Origin of the sequence: Methylococcus capsulatus (assembly GCF_036864975.1) — a bacterium.
Lineage (GTDB): Bacteria > Pseudomonadota > Gammaproteobacteria > Methylococcales > Methylococcaceae > Methylococcus.
In genome coordinates this window covers 973,525-989,999 of sequence record NZ_CP104311.1, presented here as the reverse complement: position 1 = coordinate 989,999, position 16,475 = coordinate 973,525, and the positions used below count along the sequence as shown (strand labels likewise).

The following is a 16,475-nucleotide window of genomic DNA, read 5'->3' as shown; positions in this document are numbered from 1 at the left end:
ACCGATGCTGCCCCATCTCGCCTCCCGCCTGTTCGGGACGCCCTTGCTCGTCCAGCGCGCCAAGCTCGACGTGATCCTCGCGGTGCTCTCCGAGCGCCTCCATCTCACCGCGCCGGACGTCGCACTCGCGCCGCCGCTGCCGAGGGCCCCGAACCCTCCGGCGTTTCCGTCAAGCTCGATCGCGGTCCTGCCGATCCACGGCACGCTGGTCAAGCGCACGCTGGGGTTGGAGGCGGCCTCGGGGTTGACCAGCTACGCCGAGATCGGCACGCGGCTGGAGGCGGCACTCGGCGACCCGAGGGTCGCCGGCATCGTGCTCGACATCGACTCGCCCGGCGGCGAGACCGGCGGCTGCTTCGAACTCGCCCGCCGCGTGCGCGAGGCGGCCGGCCTCAAGCCGGTCTGGGCGGTGGCCAACGACGCCGCCTTCTCCGCGGCCTACGCCATCGGCTGCGCCGCCGAGCGGCTCTTCGTCACCGAGACCGGCGGCGTGGGCTCGATCGGCGTGATCGCGTTGCACGTCGACCAGTCGGTCAAGGACGCCCGGGACGGCTACCGCTACACCGCGATCACCGCGGGCGCCCGCAAGAACGACTACTCGCCGCACGAGCCGCTACACGATGCCGCCCGCGCGGCGCTGCAGGCCGAGGTGGACCGGCTCCACACGCTCTTCGTCGCGCACGTGGCGGCGATGCGCGGCCTCGACGAGGACGTGGTGCGCGCGACCGAGGCCGCGCTCTTCTTCGGCCCGCAGGCTGCTCGAGCCGGGCTGGCCGACGGGGTGGCCACGCTCCCCGCGGTGCTCGCCGAGTTCGACCGACATCTTTCTGCCGCGCGGCGTCCGTCTTCCCCGCCGCGCCCAGCCCCGACCGGGAAGGCGACCTTACTGCGAGGAACCCCCACCATGACCGACACCCCGCCCGAGACCCTCGGCGTGGATGAGGCCACCGCCCGGGTGGCCGAGGCCCGCCGCGAAGTGGCGCAGTCCGCGCAAGCGATCGCGGAACTGTGCCTGATCGCCGGCTGCCCCGAGCGCGCCGCCGAGTTCATCGCCGCCGGCCGCACCGAAGCCGAGGTGCGCCGCGCCCTGATCGAGGCGCGCGCCGCCCACAGCATGGAGTCCGCCGTGCGCTCGACCCACGTGCCCCAGGACTGGGCCACCCCCGGCGCCGATCCGGCCGCCTCGCCCGTGGTCGCCGCCGTGAAGAAACTCGTCCGTCGAGAACCCCTTGCCGCGGAGTAAGCCATGCCCACGCTCACCCAAGCCCCCAACCTCGGCGACCTGCTGAAGTACGAGGCACCCAACCTGTATTCGCGCGAGCCGGCGACCGTGGCCGCCGGGCAGAACCTGCCGCTCGGCGCCGTGGTCGGCCGCGAGACGGCCACGGCCAAGCTCAAGGCCCTCGACCCCGCGGCCGGCGACGGCAGCGAAGTCGCCGTGGGCGTGCTCGCGCTGGCCGTCGATGCGACGCTGATCGACCGGGAGGACGCGATCCTGATCGCCCGCCACGCCATCGTCGCGCGAAACGCACTGGTCTGGCCCGCGGGGATCACCACCGCGCAGCAGCTCGCTGCGATCGCCCAGCTCGAAGCGCGCGGCATCGTGGTGCGCGACAGCGCCTGATTCCGCCCCTCCCCACACCTCGGACGACCCGCCATTCGGCGGGTTCGTCGTTTCTGGAGTCTCCCGATGCTCAACCCCTTCGATTCCCCCGGCTTCTCGATGGCGAGCCTCACGGCAGCCATCAACCTCATCCCCAACCGCTACGGGCGGCTGGAAGCCTTGAACCTGTTTCCGGCCAAGCCCGTGCGCACGCGCCAGGTCGTCATCGAGGAGTACGCCGGGCGCCTGAACCTGCTGCCCACCCGGCCGCCCGGCTCGCCGGGCACCGTGGGCGAACGCGGCCAGCGCCGGCTGCGTTCCTTCGTCGTCCCGCACATCCCGCACGACGACGTGGTGCTGCCCGAGGAGGTCCAGGGCATCCGGGCCTTCGGCTCGGAGACGGAAGTTGAGGCCGTCGCTGGCGTGCTGGCACGGCACCTGGAGACCATGCGCAACAAGCATGCGATCACCCTCGAACACCTGCGCATGGGGGCACTCAAGGGCCAGATCCTGGACGCCGACGGCAGCACGATCTACGACCTGTTCGACGAGTTCGATCTCCGGCAGACCACCATCGCCTTCGATCTGGCCAATGCCGCGAGCGACGTCAAGGGCCACTGCTACGAGGTGCTGGCCCACATCGAGGAGAACCTGAAGGGCGAGTTCATGACCGGCGTGCACGTCCTCTGTTCGCCCGAGTTTTTCCGGGCGCTCACCGGCCACAAGTCGGTCAAGGAGGCCTATACCCAGTGGCAACAGGGCGCGATCCTGATCAACGACGTGCGCGCCGGCTTCGTCTTCGCCGGCATCACCTTCGAGGAGTACCGGGGCCAGGCCACCGACGCCAACGGCAACGCGCGCCGCTTCATCGCCGCCGGCGAGGCCCACTGCTTCCCGCTCGGCACCGTCGACACCTTCGCCACCTACGTCGCGCCCGCCGACTTCAACGAGACGGTCAACACCCTGGGCCTGCCGCTCTACGCCAAGCAGGAGCCGCGCAAGTTCGACCGCGGCACCGACCTGCACACCCAGAGCAACCCGCTGCCCATGTGCCACCGGCCCGGTGTGCTGGTGAAGCTGACGGCAGCGTGATGACGCAGGTGACGGATCTATACGAGGCCGCCGGCCGCGCCGGGCTGCTCACCGACGTCATGGTGGGTTCGCTCACGGTGCAGTGCGTCTTCAGCGCCCCGGACGAGCTGGCGCTCGACGGGCTCGCACTGAACCGCGACTACCACCTCGAGTACCCGAGCGCCTGGCTCACCCTCGCCGCCGGCGACACGGTGGAGATCGCGGGAAGCCCGTATCGGGTGCGCGAGGTCCGCCAGCTGCGCGACGGCTCCGAGATGCAGGCCAAGCTGACCCGGCTATGACGTCCTCCGTCCGCGAGCGTCTGGTCCGGACGGTCGTGGCGCGTATCGGTCCCGCGATCGCACCGACGCCGCTGCATCGCCAGCCCACCGTGCCGCTCCCGCGCGAGGCGAGCCCCGCGCTCCTGCTGTTCATCGAAGGCGATCAGGTCCTCACGCAGGCGAACGACCGGCTCGACCGCGCCCTGACGCTGAGGCTGGTCGCGCTCGCGCGCGAAGACGACGCCTTCGACGTGGCCGACGCGCTCATCGTCGCGGCGCACGGCGCGCTGATGGCCGAGCCGAGCCTCGGCGGGCTGGCCCTGGGCGTGCGCGAGATCGACTGCGAGTGGGACACGGAGGACGCCGACAGCCAAGCCCTGGCCGTGCCCGCGCGCTACGAGATCCGCTACCGCACCCTGGCCTCCGACCTCACCCAAAAAGGATAGTCACCATGCACATCGAACTCATCGAACCGCACACCCACGCCGGCCGACTCCACGCCCCCGGCGAGATCCTCGATCTCGACGAGGCAGCGGCGCAATGGTTGATCGAGCGCGGGACCGCGCGGGGGCTGATCGAGCGCGGAGCCGCGCGGCCGGCCGACCCCCAACCCCAGACCCCGATCAAGACCCGTAAAGGAGACTGACCATGCCTTACTTTTCCGGACAGGGGCGCGTCTACATCGGCGCCCGCGACGCACTCGGCAACCCGCAGGGCCTGGCCTACGTGGGCAACGTGCCCGAGCTCAAGGTGTCCCTCTCGGTGGAGACCCTGGAGCACCAGGAGTCGGTGAGCGGCCAGCGCCTCACCGATCTGCAGCTCATCAAGACCAAGAAGGGCGAGTTCGCCTGCACCCTGGAGGAGCTCATCGCGACCAACCTGGCGCTCGCCCTCTACGGCGCCACCACCGCCCAGACCCCGGGCACGGTCACCGCCGAGGCGCTGCCGAACCCGGTCACTCCCGGCAGCCTCTACCTGCTCGCCAAGCAGGACGTCTCGTCGGTGGTGGTGAAGGACTCCAGCGCCACCCCGAAGACCCTGCCGGTCGCGCAGTACTCGGTGAACGCCAAGCACGGCTCGCTGGTGATCCTCGACGCCACCACCGGCGGCCCCTACGTCGAGCCCTTCAAGGTCGACTACGCCTACGGCACGGCCTCGGTCACCGCGATGTTCACCCAGCCGCTGCCCGAGCGCTGGGTGCGCTTCGAGGGGCTCAACACCGCCGACGGCAACCGCGAGGTGGTGATCGATCTCTACCGCGTGGCCATCAACCCGGCCAAGGAGCTCTCGGTCATCACCGACGAGCTGCTGAAGTTCGAGCTTTCAGGCCAGGTGCTGGCCGACACGCTCAAGCCCGCCGCCGGTGACCTCGGCCAGTTCGGCCGCATCGTGCTGCTGTGAGGGGGATGACGATGAGTGGCTCCGATCTGGATGTTCTCGTGCCGCAGCCGCAAGTTGTGGATCTGGCCGGCCAACGCCTCGCGATCAGCCCGCTGGTGCTCGGCGAGCTGCCGGCGATGCTCAAGGCCGTGCAGCCTTTCGCGCAACGACTGGCGGGCGAACCGGACTGGCTCGCCTTGCTCTCGGACCACGGCGATGCGTTGCTCACCGCGTTGGCGATCGCCAGTCGCCAACCGCGCGAGTGGGTAGACGCGCTGGCTCTCGACGATGCGATCACCCTGGCGGCGACCGTGTTCGAGGTGAACGCGGATTTTTTCGTGCGCCGGATCGCGCCGAAAGTGGGCGATCTGGCGCGGCGTCTGAACGGCCGTTTGGCTGGGCTGACGCCATCGCCCGCCTGATTCGGGGCGGTCACCGCTACCCGGACATCCTCGGCTACACGTTGGGCCAGCTGAACGCCTTCCTCGCCGCCGATCGCCGCCTCGAACACGAACGGCTCGCCACCCGGCTTGCCGTCATGACCGCTGCCGCCCAGGGCAGTCGCGACGGCATCCGTGAGCTCCAGGCCGAACTCCATCGAGGCATGCGTGATGAAGATCGATCTGGTCGCTGACGGTTTGCTGGATCGGCGGCGCTTCAGCGCCTGGCAGGGCGACACCCGCAAGGCGATCCACACCGCCGTGGCCCGCGCGATGCGCGACACCGGCAAGGCGATGGCCGAGCGGGCGCGGGGCGAAATGCGCGCCGGTTTCAAGGTCGTGAAGCCGAAGTTCCTCCGCTCGATGCACGCCAAGGTGTTCGACCGCAAGGCCAAGGAATTCCCGGCCCTCTACATCGGCTCGAAAGTGCCCTGGCTGGGTATCCACGAACGGGGCGGAACGATCCGGGGGCGGATGCTCGTCCCGCTGCTGCCGCAGCACCGGCGCATCGGGCGCAAGGCGTTCGCTCGGGTGATCGATGCCCTGATGCGCTCCGGAAACGCCTTCTTCATCGAAAAGAACGGCCAGCAGATCCTGATGGCCGAGAACATCGCCGAGAACGCCCAGCCGCTCGCGCGCTTTCGTCGTGCCGAGCGGGAGCGCACCGGCGCCAGGCGCGTGCGGCGCGGCCAGGAGATTCCCATCGCCGTGCTCGTGCGACGTGTGAGCTTGAGAAAACGGTTCGACCTCGCCCGCTCGGTGCGAGGCGATCTTCCCCGCCTGACGGCGGCCATCCGTAAAGCAATGTCGAAGGTTTGAACGTGGCCGGTAACCGTGCCCAGATCCTCATCACCGCCGTCGATGAGACGCGACGGGCCTTCCAGTCCGTACAGGGAAATCTCGCCCGCCTGCGCGGCGAAGCCGCCCAGGTCGGCCAGGTGCTCTCCCGCATCGGCGGTGCGATCGGCATCGGGCTGGGGGTGCGCGAACTGGTCGAGGTCGCCGACCAGTACAAGAATCTGCAGGCGCGCCTCAAGCTCGCGGTCACCTCGCAAGAGGAGTTCAACCGCGCCGACGCGGCCCTCTTCGAGATCGCCCAGAAAAACCGCGCGCCCCTGGCAGAGACCATCACCCTCTATGCGCGGCTCGCACCCTCGGTGCAGGCGTTGGGGCGTTCGCAGGCGGACGTGCTGGCGGCTACCGACGCCATCGGGCAGGCCGTGTCGCTCTCCGGCGCATCCAGCGACGCGGCGGCCGGTGCCCTGCTGCAGCTGGGGCAGGCCTTCGCCTCGGGCCAGCTGCGCGGTGAGGAGTTCAATTCCGTCATCGAGCAGACGCCGCGCCTGGCGCAAGCCATCGCCGACGGCATGGGCGTGCCGCTCGGCTCACTGCGAGCCCTGGCCCAGGAAGGCAAGATCACCTCGAAGGCCGTGCTCGACGCCTTGCTCAAGGAGCGGACGCGCCTCGCCGAGGAGTACGCGAGCCTCCCCGATACGGTGTCGGGTGCGCTCACCCGCCTCAAGAACGCCTTCCAGCGAGCCTTCGGCGAACGCGACGCGAGCTCGGGTCTGACGGCGGGACTGGCGCAGGCCATCCAGCTCGTCGCCGGGCATCTCGAGCTGCTGATCGACTTGGCCGGTGTCGTGCTGGTTGCCGCGTTCGGGCGGATGGCCGGCGCCTTCGCGACCAGTGTTGCTGCCGCCCGGGCGGAAGCGGCCGCGCGCCTGGCCAACCTGCGCACGCTGGAAGCCGAGGCGCTCGCCCGGGTGCGGCTCGCCGATGCCGCCTTGGCTCAGGCACGTGCGCAAGGGCTTGCCACCGGCGCGCTGGTCGCGGATGCGGCCAAGGCCCGGCTGCAAGCCACCGCTGCTTCCGGTGCCGTGGCTCAGGCAGTAGCGTCCACGTCCCTGCTCGGTCGCGCCGCGGGTCTGTTGCGCGGGGTGCTCGCGCTCCTGGGCGGGCCCATCGGCGTCATCGTGACCGCCGCGGGGCTGCTCGCGGGCGCACTCTATTCGGCGCGCGACGCCGTGGTCGAGTTCGGCGGCAGGACCGCCTCGATCAAGCAGATCGTCGCCGCCGCCTGGGACCTGGTCGTCGAGAAGGTCGGCGAAGTCGTCAGCGCCTTAGGAAGGCTGGTCGGCACCAACGATCTCTCCTGGGTCCGCGTGCGCGCGGCGATGGTCGGCGCGCTGAACGCCATCGGCACGGCCGTCCGCGCGATGGTGAACGTCGTCATCGGCGCGTTCAACGCCATCGGCAGCGTCGTGGGCATCACGGCCGCCTTCCTGGTCGAGCGCTTTCGTAGCGCCTTTTCCGACATCGGAGAGCTGGCGAAGGCCTTGGGCCAGGACGTGGCAGCGGCCTTCAGCGGCGACTTTTCGATGCAGGCGCTGCGCGCAGCACTCGGCCGCCAGCTCGGCGAGGTGCGGGATTTCGGGAAGGAGCTGGCTGGAGCCGTGCGCGACGCCGTCACGCGCGACTACGTCGGGGACGCCGCGCAAGCCATCGCCCGGCGCATCCGCCCCGAATCAACCCAGGCAGGCGTCTTCGGCCGTCCGCAGCCGCAGTCCTTGTCCGCCCCCGACAAGGGAGGCGAAGCAGCGAAGCTCGCCCTCGTGCAGGCCCAGGCCGAGGCCGAATTCAAGCTCCTCAAGGACGGGTTGGACCGTCAGGCGCGGGCACTGGACGCATCCCTAGAAGACCGGCTGATCTCGCTCAAGGACTACTACACCGCCAAGACCCGGATCGAGCAGCAGGAGATCGATGCGGAGATCCGGCGCGTGCAGGTCTCGCTCGCGGAGCAGCAGCGCCTGCAAAAGACCGGCAAGGACGAACCGGCACGCCTCAAGGCGAAAGCCGAGGTCGCCAAGCTCGAAGCGGAGCTCACCGTCCTCAACGACAAGCGCGCGGACGTCGAGGTCGCCAATGCCCGCAAGGCCGCCCAGGCCGAGCGCGAGCTGCGCGAGGAGCTTGCCAAGGTGCGCGACGAACTGCTCGACCTCACCGGGGCGGCGACCAGCCAGGATCGACGCGCGGCGATCGAGCGGCAGTACCAGACGCTGATCGAGCGGCTGCGTGCCGAGGGCGACACCGAAGGCGTGGCCACGGTCGGGCGCCTCATCGACGTCAAGTCGGCGGCCGCCGATCTCGCCGACTACGAGCGCCAGTTCAACGACGCGCTCGCCCGGATGCGTGCATCCGAGGAGTCGATCAACCTGCAGCGCCAGTCGGGCCTGCTCTCGGAATCCCAGGCCCGAAGCCAGATCCTCGCGCTGCATCGGCAGACTGGCGAATCGCTCGATGCGCTCCTGCCGCAGTTGGAGGCCGCCGCCGCGGCCATTGGCCCGGAGGCCGTCGCCCGGGTACAGACCTGGAAAAACGAGATCGCGCAGGTGAAGCTCGTGGTGGACGACGTGGCGGTCGCCATCGACGGGGCGGTGCAGGACGGCTTCGCGCAGATGTTCGAGGCCATCGGCAGCGGCGCCAAATCGGCCAAGGACGCCTTCGCCGACTTCGCCCGCTCGGTGCTGGCCGCCATCAACCGCATCGCCTCGCAGAAGCTCGCCGAGGCGCTGTTCGGCAACCTGTTCGGAGGCGGCGGTGCGGGCGGATTCAGCCTGGGATCGCTGATCTCGTCGTTGTTCCAGGGCTTCGCCGGCGGCGGCTACGTCACCGGTCCGGGCACATCCACCAGCGACTCGATCCCGGCGCGGCTCTCCGCCGGCGAATACGTGCTCAACGCCGCCGCCGTGAAGCGCGTGGGCGTGGCGTTCCTGGAGGCGATCAACGGTCTCTCCGGCGGACCGCGCATCCAGGGGCCCCGGCTCGCTTTCGCCGCCGGCGGGTTGGTGCCCGAGACGCCGCCCCCGCAACCGCAGGGCCAGGCGGTGCGCATCGTCAACGTGATCGACCCGGCGATGGCCGCCGACTACCTCAACTCGTCCGCGGGCGAGAAGACCATCCTCAACATCCTGCAACGCAACGCCGGCGCGGTGCGACAGGTCCTGCGCTGAAGGCGACGATATGGCATTCGAAATCGGCACCGCCGCCAACCATGTGGATCTCTTCGAACGACTCGTCACGTTCCTGAGCACCGGGCTCGGGGCCGCGGAGAACTGGCAGGTGCTCCGGCACACCGGGGTCTCCGAGATCGACGCCAGCTCCTTCGTGGTCAACTGGGAACCCTGGACCGCCTTCAAGGGCCCGTACCACGCGCACGCGAACGGCTGGGCGACGGCCGTCGGGCAGTACGCCAACAGCTGGCTGCGCTGGAAGATGGTCCAGCCGTTCGACATCGCCCGGCTGACCCTGGTCGGCAGCGCCACCGCGAACCAGTCCCCCAGGGACTTCACGCTGCAATGGTCGGATGACGGGATCAATTGGACCGACCGGAAGGTCTTCACCGGCGTCACCTGGGCCAACAACGAAGCGAAGGAGTTCACGATCGATGGCACCTCGCCGGGGGCGAAGTCCCACTGGCGAATCTTCGTCTCGGCCAACGGCGGCAACACCACCAGCACCGTCATCAGGCAGGTGCTGCTGCCCGAATGGCAGATCTACCAGGACTTCAACCACGCGCGCCGGCCGGCGGTTTGGTTCAAGGCGCCGGGCATGACCGGCTTCGATCCGTGCTACATCAACTTCCAGCTGTACGATCGCCCGACCAACGATTACTACAACATCGCCGTCACCGGCTGCACGGGCTTCGTGGGCGCCGCCCAGTTCGACGATCAGCCGGGTGCGCTCACTGCCCTGGCGATCCCGTTGTGGAATCAGCCCATCCCGTATTGGTTCAGCGGCAACGGTCAGCGAGTCATCATCTCGGCCAAGGTCGACACGGCCTACATCTCGAGCTACGCGGGGAAGATGCTGCCCTTCGGCACTCCCCAGCAGTATCCCTACCCGCTGCTGATCGGCGCGCCGCTGCCGTCCGCCTCAGGGACGCGCTACTCCGACAGCGCCGTGAACCTGCCCTACAAGGGCAATCGGACGACGCTGAAACTGCGCAAGAACGACGGATCGTGGATTCAGCCCCAGGCCTGGCCGTACTCGAAGACCACGACGTTCCGCGACACCAACGGCGCTTACCCCTTGCTGCCGATCACCCTGTACGACACGTCGAACACCTACGGCGTGCTTGACGGCATCCATTTCGTCACCGGCTTCGGCAATGCGGTCGAGAACACGGTGACCGTGGGGACGGAGACCCACGTCGTCCTGCAGGACGTGACCCGCAACGGGCTCAGCGACTTCTTCGCCTTGAGGATCGGGTGATGGCCTATCAGACCGGCGTCATCACCTCGGCCGCAGACCTGGTCGTCGCCATCACGGATTTCGCGGTGGCCAACGGCTGGACGGCCAACGGCAACGTGTTGAGCAAGGGCGGTACCTACATCCGTCTGACGGCGCCGAGCGCTTCCGAGGTCCGCATCGAGGGCGCGAGAAACGGCAACTTCGTCGCGCCCGACCTGTGCGGGCGTCATTCCCGGATCTACAACACCGCGTGGCCGGCCTCGGCCACCTATCACCTCGCGGCGTTCGACAACCCGGATACCGTCTGGTGCACGATCAACTTCGCCGTAACCACTCACCAGCACATCGGCTTCGGCACGGTCGAGAAGTACGGCAACTGGGCTGGCGGCGGATGGTTCCATGCTCAGCACACGCCGGCCTCCGCGGACGGCGGCGTGTGCTCGCTCATTGACGGCTCGCAGCAACCCTACTACCCGAGCAGCCCGAGAGAGTGTGCGCTCTTCTGGAGCCCCTCCATGCGCGACTCCTGGAACGGCTATTACCAGGAGAACGCCGCCAGCAATCTCCACTGCGAACTGCGAGGCTACGTCTGGGAGCCGCCCATCGGGAGCACGGCGATCGGCGTGCATTGCCCGACCATCGTCTCCCCGATCCACAAGTACAACCCGAACGTGTTCAACGGCCAGACGGTGCTGACGCCGTTCCAGTTGTTCCTGCAGAACACGGACGGCCACTACATGAGCATCGGCCACGTCGGCCATCTGCGGTTCGTGCGCCTGACCAACTACAACCCGGGCGACGTGATCGAGCTGGGCACCGACCGCTGGAAGCTCTTTCCCTGGCACATCAAGAACGCGGCCTATCCGGACGGCAAGCAGGTGGCCTACAGCGACGGCAACTACAGCACGGGGCTCCTGGGGGTCGCCGTGCACTACGACGGGCCCTGATCGTGCCGGCCCTGACCGGGTTCTATCCCACCGCGTTCCTGCAATGGACGCGGGACCACTTGAACGTGGTGCCGCTGGACCAGCTTGGCGACGCCCTCTACGAGGATCGCCGGGCCTCGGCGATCCCCGTCGGTCGATTCGGCCCGCTCACGAACAACGCGCCGGTCGACAGCAGTCCCCGGGCACTTGCCGGCGTGCATGCGCGCAGCTTCGTTGAGGACTACTACTACCGCGTGCACGTGCGGCCGAATCGCATCGACCTCGGCAACACGATGTCGGTGCAGACGCGCGAGGTCGAGGTGTGGAACGCGTGGTTCGAAGCCAACGCGCTGGCCGACATCGTTGCCACCAACGCCGAGGGGATGACCCTGTCCGGTCCCTCGGTGCCGCCGACAAGCTTCGGACCGCTCGAATCCCGGATCTATGTGCTGTCGGTCACGCCGAACGGGCCGCCCGTCGTCAATGCCGCGTTCCGCTTCGACTTCGCGCTCGACGCGCCCGTCCTGCGGGCGCTCGGTCGCCGGATCGTGGGCTGGGTCTTCGCGCCGGATTGGAGCGAGCCCGTCATCGAGCGGCTGGAGTGGATGACCGACGTGATGGAGTCCCATGTCGGCGTCGAACAGCGGGTACGCCTGCGCGCCGAGCCGCGCCGAAGCTTCGAGTACCGCGTACTGCTGGGCTCCGATCAGGCGCGCGTTCAGATGGAGAACCGGCTGATCTCCTGGCAGGCGCGCGTGTATGGACTGCCGGTCTGGACCGATGCCTCGATCACCGCCATCGCCATCCCGGCCGGAGCGACGAGCCTCGCCGTTTCGACGGCGAACAAGGATTTCGTGGTCGGCGGCATCGTGGGGCTGGTGAATGGATTGCGCTCCGAGTTCGCGGAAATCACCGCCGTGACCGCGAACTCGGTGACGCTCAATGATCCGATCGCCGACGACTGGCCGGCCGGGACCAAGATCGTGCCGGTGCGATCGGCCCGGGTGCAGAACGACCTGGGCGTGGCTTACCTGACCGACGCGATCGCGGCCTCCCGGCCTCAGTTTCAACTGGAAGAGGAATGGCCGATCACGCCCGCCTCCGAGTCGCAGGACTACCTCGGCTACCCGGTGATGCTGACGCCGCCCAACTGGACGGAGGATCTCGAAGGCCGGTTCGGGCGGAAATGGCACGACCTCGACTACCTGACCGGCCGCCGCGTGATCGATGACCTGACCGGTGTGGCAGGTGTGAACCGGACGCACCGGTGGCTACTCGTGGGTCGTGCCGCCGTCGCAGCCTTTCGCGCGTGGCTCGCGGCACGGGCGGGCAAGCTGAAGCCGTTCTGGTTGCCGAGCTTCCAGTCGGACCTCGCGGTCGTCGCGCCGGTCGGCGGCACCGACGCCTTTCTGACCGTGGAGAACCGCGGCTACGCCGAGGGGCCGGTGGCGGCGGTCGGCCGGCGCGATCTCCTGATCACCACCGTTTCGGGGGCGAGGTTCTACCGCCGCATCACCGCCGCCTCCGAGATCGATGCCGCGAGTGAGATGGTCGCGATCGACGGCACGCTCGGCACCACGCTGCAGCCCCACCAGTTCCAGCGGATCTCCTTTATGCACCTGGTTCGGCTGGACACCGACAACGTGGAGATCGCGCACGTCACCGACGAGGTGGCCGAGGTCGTGCTGCCCTTGCGAAGCCTCCGGGACGACCTATGACCTACGCAGACCGGGAGGTTTCGACCGATGCCGCCAGCCCCGTCGAACTCTACGAGTTTCGGCGCGGTTCGAACGCGTGGCGCTATACCAGCGCATCGCAGGACGTCGTCTATAACGCCTTCAACTACACCGCCGTGCTCCTCAAGCGGGGAAGCATCGAGCAGACCAATGAGATCGGGCGCGCGGGGCTGCGGATCACCCTGGCCCGGGACGTTGAAGTCGTCGGTGAGTTCATCGCGACCCCGCCGTCCGAGGTGACGTTGCTGACGGTGTATCGGCAGCACCGTGGTGAGCCAGAGACGGCGGTGGTCTGGATGGGGCGCGTGCTCAACGCCGAATGGCGGGGCTCCGAGGTCGAGCTCAACTGCGAGCCGGTCTACACGAGCCTGCAGCGCACCGGGCTGCGGCGGCTGTACCAGCGCAACTGCCCGCACGTGCTCTACGGCGGCCTCTGCCAGGCGAGCCCCATCGTCCATCGGGTGCAGGGAACGGTCGGGTCCATCGCCGGCACGGTCGTCAGCGTGCCGGCCGCCGCCGGCTTCGCGCCCGGCCATTTCGCCGGCGGTTTCGCCACCTGGTCGGCCAGCGGCATCACCGAGAAGCGGATGATCGTGGCCCATTCGGCCGACAGCATCACCCTCGCGGCGGCGCCGCCGGGACTCTCGGTCGGCGCAACGGTCGTGCTCTATCCAGGGTGCGATCACACCCTGAGCACCTGCGAGAGCAAGTTCGGCAACAGCGCCAACTTCGGCGGCTTTCCGTTCATTCCCACCAAAAACCCCTTCGGGGGAAGTCCGATTTACTGAGCGTGTCCCATGCCCTGGATGCAAATCGTCGTCTGGATCGTCACGGCGTTGATCCAGTACGCCCTCGCCCCCAAGCCGCCCCAACCGCAGGCCTCCGAGCTCAAGGACTTCGATGCACCGACTGCCGACGAGGGGCGTCCCGTGCCGGTGGTGTTCGGAACCGTGCTGGTGAAGAGCGCCAACGTCGTGTGGTACGGCGACCTGCGCACGACGCCGATCAAGTCCAAGGGCGGCAAGAAATGAACGAGCTGATCGTGACCCATGCCGACATGCGTTCCCTCGGGTACTGCAACCGCGGCGCGCGGGAATGGTTCGCCCGTCACGGGCTCGACTGGTCGCTTTTCATCGACGAGGGGCTGCCCGCGGACGTGTTGCTCGCCACCGGCGACAGCATGGCCCAGGACGTGGTGCAAGTGGCCCGCCGACGGATGAATGCCGGAGGAGAGGATGGGCGGTAGCAGCAAGAGCGTCACGGTCGGCTACCGTTACTACCTCGGCATGCATCTGGCGATCTGCCATGGGCCGGTCGACGCCGTCACCGAGATCCAGGTCGGCGAGCGGCAGGCTTGGAGCGGCAACCTCACGGCCAGCGGGCGCATCACGGTCAATGCGCCCGAGCTCTTCGGCGGTGAAAAGCGCGAGGGTGGGATCTCGGGCGCGGTGGATGCGGCCTTCGGGGAATCGACGCAGGGCGCGAACGACTACCTGGCCTCGACGATCGGAACCCCGCAGCCGGCGTATCGCGGCCTCCTGAGCCTGATCCTGCGCCAGGTCTATATCGCCGCCAACAACCCCTACATCAAGCCTTGGGCGGTGCGCGTGAAGCGCTGCTTTCGGGCCTGGTACTCGACCAAGGCGGAAATCTCGGGCGCGGCCAATCCGGCGCACATCCTCTACGAGTGCCTGACGAACTCCGCCTGGGGCATGGGGTATCCGTCGGTGAGCATCGACGACGCGAGCTTCAAGGCGGCCGCCGATACGCTCTCGTCCGAGGGGTTCGGGCTGAACCTGATCTGGCTGCAGCAGAGCACGATCGAGCAGTTCGTGCGCGAGGTGCTGGATCACATCGGAGGGGTGCTGACCACCTCGCCCTCGACCGGACGCTTCGTGCTCAAGCTGGTACGGGCGAACTACGCGGTAGCGAGCCTGCCGGTGCTCGATCCCACCAACGTGATCGAGCTGGAGAGCTTTCAGCGCGCGGCGTGGGGCGAGACGACCAACGAGCTGGTGCTCATCTACACCAAGTCGGACACGTTCAAGGAAACCAGCATCACGGTGCAGGACCTGGCCAACATCCAGGCCCAGGGCGCGGTGGTGTCGCAGACGCGGCGCTATCCCGGCATCACCTCCGATGCCCTGGCAGCCCGCGTGGCGATGCGCGACCTGGCGGCAGTATCCACGCCGCTCGCCAAGGTGCGGCTGAAGGTCAATCGACGGGCCTGGAGTCTGACGCCCGGGGACGTGTTCAAGCTCTCCTGGCCGACGCTCGGCATCGAGAACCTGGTGATGCGTATCGCCGCCATCGACGGCGGCACGCTCACGCAGGGGGCGATCGGCATCGACGCGGTCGAGGATGTCTTCGGTCTGCCGCAGGGGAGCTACACAGCACCGCAACCGCCGGGGTGGACCGATCCGGTGCCGGCGCCCTCGGCGACGACGCCGCGACGCCTCGTCGAGGCGCCGTACTGGGACATCGCGCGCGCCATGACCGCGTCGGAACTCGCCTACCTGGATGCCACCGACTGCTATTTGCAGACCCTGGGCGGGCGCCCGGCATCCGGGGCGCTCAACTACGACCTGTACAGCAAGACCAGCTCGGCCTCGACCTACAACCTGAGAGGCCAGGGGGAGTTCTGCCCCCATGCCGTGCTCGCGGCAGATGTCGGCCAGGCAGTGACCAGCACGATCACTTACAACGCCGAGACCGACATCGACCTGATCACCGTCGGCGGGTACGCCTACCTCGATGACGAGGTGGTGGCCGTCACCGCGATCAACACGACGACCAAGAGCCTGACAGTGAATCGCGGCGTGCTCGATACCGTGCCGGTGGCCCATGCGAGCGGCAGCCGGATCTGGTTCGCGGACGGTTTCCAAGGGGTCGACCCGACCGAGTACGCCGCCGGCGAAACGGTGAACGCGCGACTGCTCACCGTGACCGGTAAGGGCACGCTGGCGCTGGCATCGGCTCCAACCGATTCCCTGGCGATGAACCGCCGGCAAAACCGGCCGTACCCGCCCGGCAACGTCAAGATCAACAACGTGGCCTACCCGGCGGTCGCCAAGGGCGATCTGGTTATCTCCTGGGCGCACCGGGACCGGCTGAGCCAGACCGTGAGCCTGGTGCCTCAGACCAACGGCAACATCGGCCCGGAGGCAGGCGTGACCTACACGCTGCGCATCTACGGGGAAGCAGGCAGCCTGCGCCGCACCTACAGCGGCCTGACCGGTACCAGCCAGACCTACACCCTGGCCGACGATACCGCCGACTCCGGTCTCGGCCGCCCCAACGCCGCGCTGCGCATCGAGCTCGAGTCCAACCGCTCGGGCGTGATTAGCCTGCAGAAACACTCGGTCGCGTTCGAGCGCGCCGGCTACGGACTTTCCTACGACAAATACTACGGAGGTATCTGATGCCCGCAGTCACCGATCCGAACCTCGGACTCAATTATGGCTGGACGCTCGGCGAAAGCGGCTGGGCCGCCGGCATGGACGCCAACCTGAAACGGCTGGGTGCCGTCGTCAGCCTGTCGGTCATAGACCGCGACCTGGGGACACCGCCGGCCAGCCCCTTGAATGGCGATCGCTACATCGTCGCGGCAGCGGCCACCGGCGCCTGGGCGGGTCGCACCGACCAGATCGCCGTGCGCATCGCGGGCGCGTGGGAGTACCACGTCCCCAAGATCGGCTGGACCTGCTTCGTCGAGGACGAGGGCGTGCTCTCCGTCTACAAGGCGGCCGGGTGGAGCCCGGGCATCGCCGTCTGATCGCTTCCCT

At 68.4% G+C, this 16,475-nt stretch carries 19 protein-coding genes; all 19 read left to right on the top strand.

Annotation, left to right across the window (positions count from 1 at the left end):
- Positions 1–4 precede the first annotated feature (4 nt).
- The 19 genes from N4J17_RS04850 to N4J17_RS04760 all read left to right on the top strand — a co-directional run bounded on the left by N4J17_RS04850 (position 5) and on the right by N4J17_RS04760 (position 16,465).
- Positions 5–1,243: a S49 family peptidase gene (locus N4J17_RS04850; RefSeq protein ID WP_277458446.1), complete on the top strand. Its 1,239-nt coding sequence runs from the start codon at positions 5–7 to the stop codon at positions 1,241–1,243.
- Positions 1,244–1,246: 3 nt separating this feature from the next.
- The gene (locus N4J17_RS04845; RefSeq protein ID WP_277458447.1) at positions 1,247–1,624 is read left to right on the top strand and encodes a head decoration protein; all 378 of its coding nucleotides are present in this window, start codon (positions 1,247–1,249) and stop codon (positions 1,622–1,624) included.
- Between the two features lie 66 nt (positions 1,625–1,690).
- The gene (locus tag N4J17_RS04840) at positions 1,691–2,695 is read left to right on the top strand and encodes a major capsid protein (RefSeq protein WP_277458448.1); all 1,005 of its coding nucleotides are present in this window, start codon (positions 1,691–1,693) and stop codon (positions 2,693–2,695) included.
- Complete coding sequence (locus tag N4J17_RS04835; protein ID WP_037411660.1) at positions 2,695–2,976, top strand: head-tail joining protein; 282 nt, start codon at positions 2,695–2,697, stop codon at positions 2,974–2,976. The genes N4J17_RS04840 and N4J17_RS04835 overlap by 1 nt, the downstream gene beginning before the upstream one ends.
- Positions 2,973–3,401, top strand: a complete 429-nt coding sequence (locus N4J17_RS04830; RefSeq protein ID WP_077729924.1) for a hypothetical protein — start codon at positions 2,973–2,975, stop codon at positions 3,399–3,401. Before N4J17_RS04835 ends, N4J17_RS04830 begins: the two co-directional genes overlap by 4 nt.
- Before the next feature lie 5 nt (positions 3,402–3,406).
- Positions 3,407–3,601 (top strand): DUF7210 family protein, encoded by a 195-nt coding sequence (locus N4J17_RS04825; protein WP_127478516.1) that lies wholly within the window; start codon positions 3,407–3,409, stop codon positions 3,599–3,601.
- Positions 3,602–3,603: 2 nt separating this feature from the next.
- The gene (locus N4J17_RS04820; protein WP_077729925.1) at positions 3,604–4,356 is read left to right on the top strand and encodes a hypothetical protein; all 753 of its coding nucleotides are present in this window, start codon (positions 3,604–3,606) and stop codon (positions 4,354–4,356) included.
- An 11-nt stretch (positions 4,357–4,367) separates the two neighbouring features.
- On the top strand, positions 4,368–4,757 hold the full coding sequence (locus N4J17_RS04815) for a DUF6631 family protein (RefSeq protein ID WP_277458449.1): 390 nt from the start codon (positions 4,368–4,370) through the stop codon (positions 4,755–4,757).
- Between the two features lie 41 nt (positions 4,758–4,798).
- On the top strand, positions 4,799–4,969 hold the full coding sequence (locus tag N4J17_RS04810; protein ID WP_201769617.1) for a hypothetical protein: 171 nt from the start codon (positions 4,799–4,801) through the stop codon (positions 4,967–4,969).
- Positions 4,947–5,594 (top strand): DUF6441 family protein, encoded by a 648-nt coding sequence (locus N4J17_RS04805; RefSeq protein WP_102042200.1) that lies wholly within the window; start codon positions 4,947–4,949, stop codon positions 5,592–5,594. The genes N4J17_RS04810 and N4J17_RS04805 overlap by 23 nt, the downstream gene beginning before the upstream one ends.
- Before the next feature lie 2 nt (positions 5,595–5,596).
- Positions 5,597–8,788, top strand: coding sequence for a tape measure protein (locus N4J17_RS04800; RefSeq protein ID WP_277458465.1), 3,192 nt, complete (start codon positions 5,597–5,599; stop codon positions 8,786–8,788).
- Between the two features lie 10 nt (positions 8,789–8,798).
- Positions 8,799–10,049, top strand: a complete 1,251-nt coding sequence (locus N4J17_RS04795) for a hypothetical protein (protein ID WP_277458450.1) — start codon at positions 8,799–8,801, stop codon at positions 10,047–10,049.
- Positions 10,049–10,975: a hypothetical protein gene (locus N4J17_RS04790; RefSeq protein WP_277458451.1), complete on the top strand. Its 927-nt coding sequence runs from the start codon at positions 10,049–10,051 to the stop codon at positions 10,973–10,975. Before N4J17_RS04795 ends, N4J17_RS04790 begins: the two co-directional genes overlap by 1 nt.
- Positions 10,976–10,977: 2 nt before the next feature.
- The gene (locus N4J17_RS04785) at positions 10,978–12,672 is read left to right on the top strand and encodes a hypothetical protein (protein WP_277458452.1); all 1,695 of its coding nucleotides are present in this window, start codon (positions 10,978–10,980) and stop codon (positions 12,670–12,672) included.
- Positions 12,669–13,478: a DUF2163 domain-containing protein gene (locus N4J17_RS04780; RefSeq protein ID WP_277458453.1), complete on the top strand. Its 810-nt coding sequence runs from the start codon at positions 12,669–12,671 to the stop codon at positions 13,476–13,478. Before N4J17_RS04785 ends, N4J17_RS04780 begins: the two co-directional genes overlap by 4 nt.
- A gap of 9 nt (positions 13,479–13,487) precedes the next feature.
- Complete coding sequence (locus tag N4J17_RS04775) at positions 13,488–13,721, top strand: hypothetical protein (RefSeq protein ID WP_277458454.1); 234 nt, start codon at positions 13,488–13,490, stop codon at positions 13,719–13,721.
- On the top strand, positions 13,718–13,936 hold the full coding sequence (locus N4J17_RS04770; RefSeq protein ID WP_277458455.1) for a hypothetical protein: 219 nt from the start codon (positions 13,718–13,720) through the stop codon (positions 13,934–13,936). Before N4J17_RS04775 ends, N4J17_RS04770 begins: the two co-directional genes overlap by 4 nt.
- Positions 13,926–16,112, top strand: coding sequence for a phage tail protein (locus tag N4J17_RS04765; RefSeq protein WP_277458456.1), 2,187 nt, complete (start codon positions 13,926–13,928; stop codon positions 16,110–16,112). The genes N4J17_RS04770 and N4J17_RS04765 overlap by 11 nt, the downstream gene beginning before the upstream one ends.
- Positions 16,112–16,465 (top strand): DUF2793 domain-containing protein, encoded by a 354-nt coding sequence (locus tag N4J17_RS04760; protein WP_277458458.1) that lies wholly within the window; start codon positions 16,112–16,114, stop codon positions 16,463–16,465. The genes N4J17_RS04765 and N4J17_RS04760 overlap by 1 nt, the downstream gene beginning before the upstream one ends.
- Positions 16,466–16,475 lie beyond the last annotated feature (10 nt).

Bases quoted from the DNA above. Each gene is read 5' to 3' on its own strand.
- N4J17_RS04845 (WP_277458447.1), top strand. From the start codon at position 1,247: ATGCCCACGCTCACCCAAGCCCCCAACCTCGGCGACCTGCTGAAGTAC.
- N4J17_RS04795 (WP_277458450.1), top strand. From the start codon at position 8,799: ATGGCATTCGAAATCGGCACCGCCGCCAACCATGTGGATCTCTTCGAA.
- N4J17_RS04760 (WP_277458458.1), top strand. From the start codon at position 16,112: ATGCCCGCAGTCACCGATCCGAACCTCGGACTCAATTATGGCTGGACG.
- N4J17_RS04840 (WP_277458448.1), top strand. From the start codon at position 1,691: ATGCTCAACCCCTTCGATTCCCCCGGCTTCTCGATGGCGAGCCTCACG.
- N4J17_RS04770 (WP_277458455.1), top strand. From the start codon at position 13,718: ATGAACGAGCTGATCGTGACCCATGCCGACATGCGTTCCCTCGGGTAC.
- N4J17_RS04850 (WP_277458446.1), top strand. From the start codon at position 5: ATGCTGCCCCATCTCGCCTCCCGCCTGTTCGGGACGCCCTTGCTCGTC.
- N4J17_RS04820 (WP_077729925.1), top strand. From the start codon at position 3,604: ATGCCTTACTTTTCCGGACAGGGGCGCGTCTACATCGGCGCCCGCGAC.
- N4J17_RS04815 (WP_277458449.1), top strand. From the start codon at position 4,368: ATGAGTGGCTCCGATCTGGATGTTCTCGTGCCGCAGCCGCAAGTTGTG.
- N4J17_RS04835 (WP_037411660.1), top strand. From the start codon at position 2,695: ATGACGCAGGTGACGGATCTATACGAGGCCGCCGGCCGCGCCGGGCTG.
- N4J17_RS04780 (WP_277458453.1), top strand. From the start codon at position 12,669: ATGACCTACGCAGACCGGGAGGTTTCGACCGATGCCGCCAGCCCCGTC.
- N4J17_RS04775 (WP_277458454.1), top strand. From the start codon at position 13,488: ATGCCCTGGATGCAAATCGTCGTCTGGATCGTCACGGCGTTGATCCAG.
- N4J17_RS04825 (WP_127478516.1), top strand. From the start codon at position 3,407: ATGCACATCGAACTCATCGAACCGCACACCCACGCCGGCCGACTCCAC.
- N4J17_RS04805 (WP_102042200.1), top strand. From the start codon at position 4,947: ATGAAGATCGATCTGGTCGCTGACGGTTTGCTGGATCGGCGGCGCTTC.
- N4J17_RS04765 (WP_277458456.1), top strand. From the start codon at position 13,926: ATGGGCGGTAGCAGCAAGAGCGTCACGGTCGGCTACCGTTACTACCTC.
- N4J17_RS04830 (WP_077729924.1), top strand. From the start codon at position 2,973: ATGACGTCCTCCGTCCGCGAGCGTCTGGTCCGGACGGTCGTGGCGCGT.
- N4J17_RS04790 (WP_277458451.1), top strand. From the start codon at position 10,049: ATGGCCTATCAGACCGGCGTCATCACCTCGGCCGCAGACCTGGTCGTC.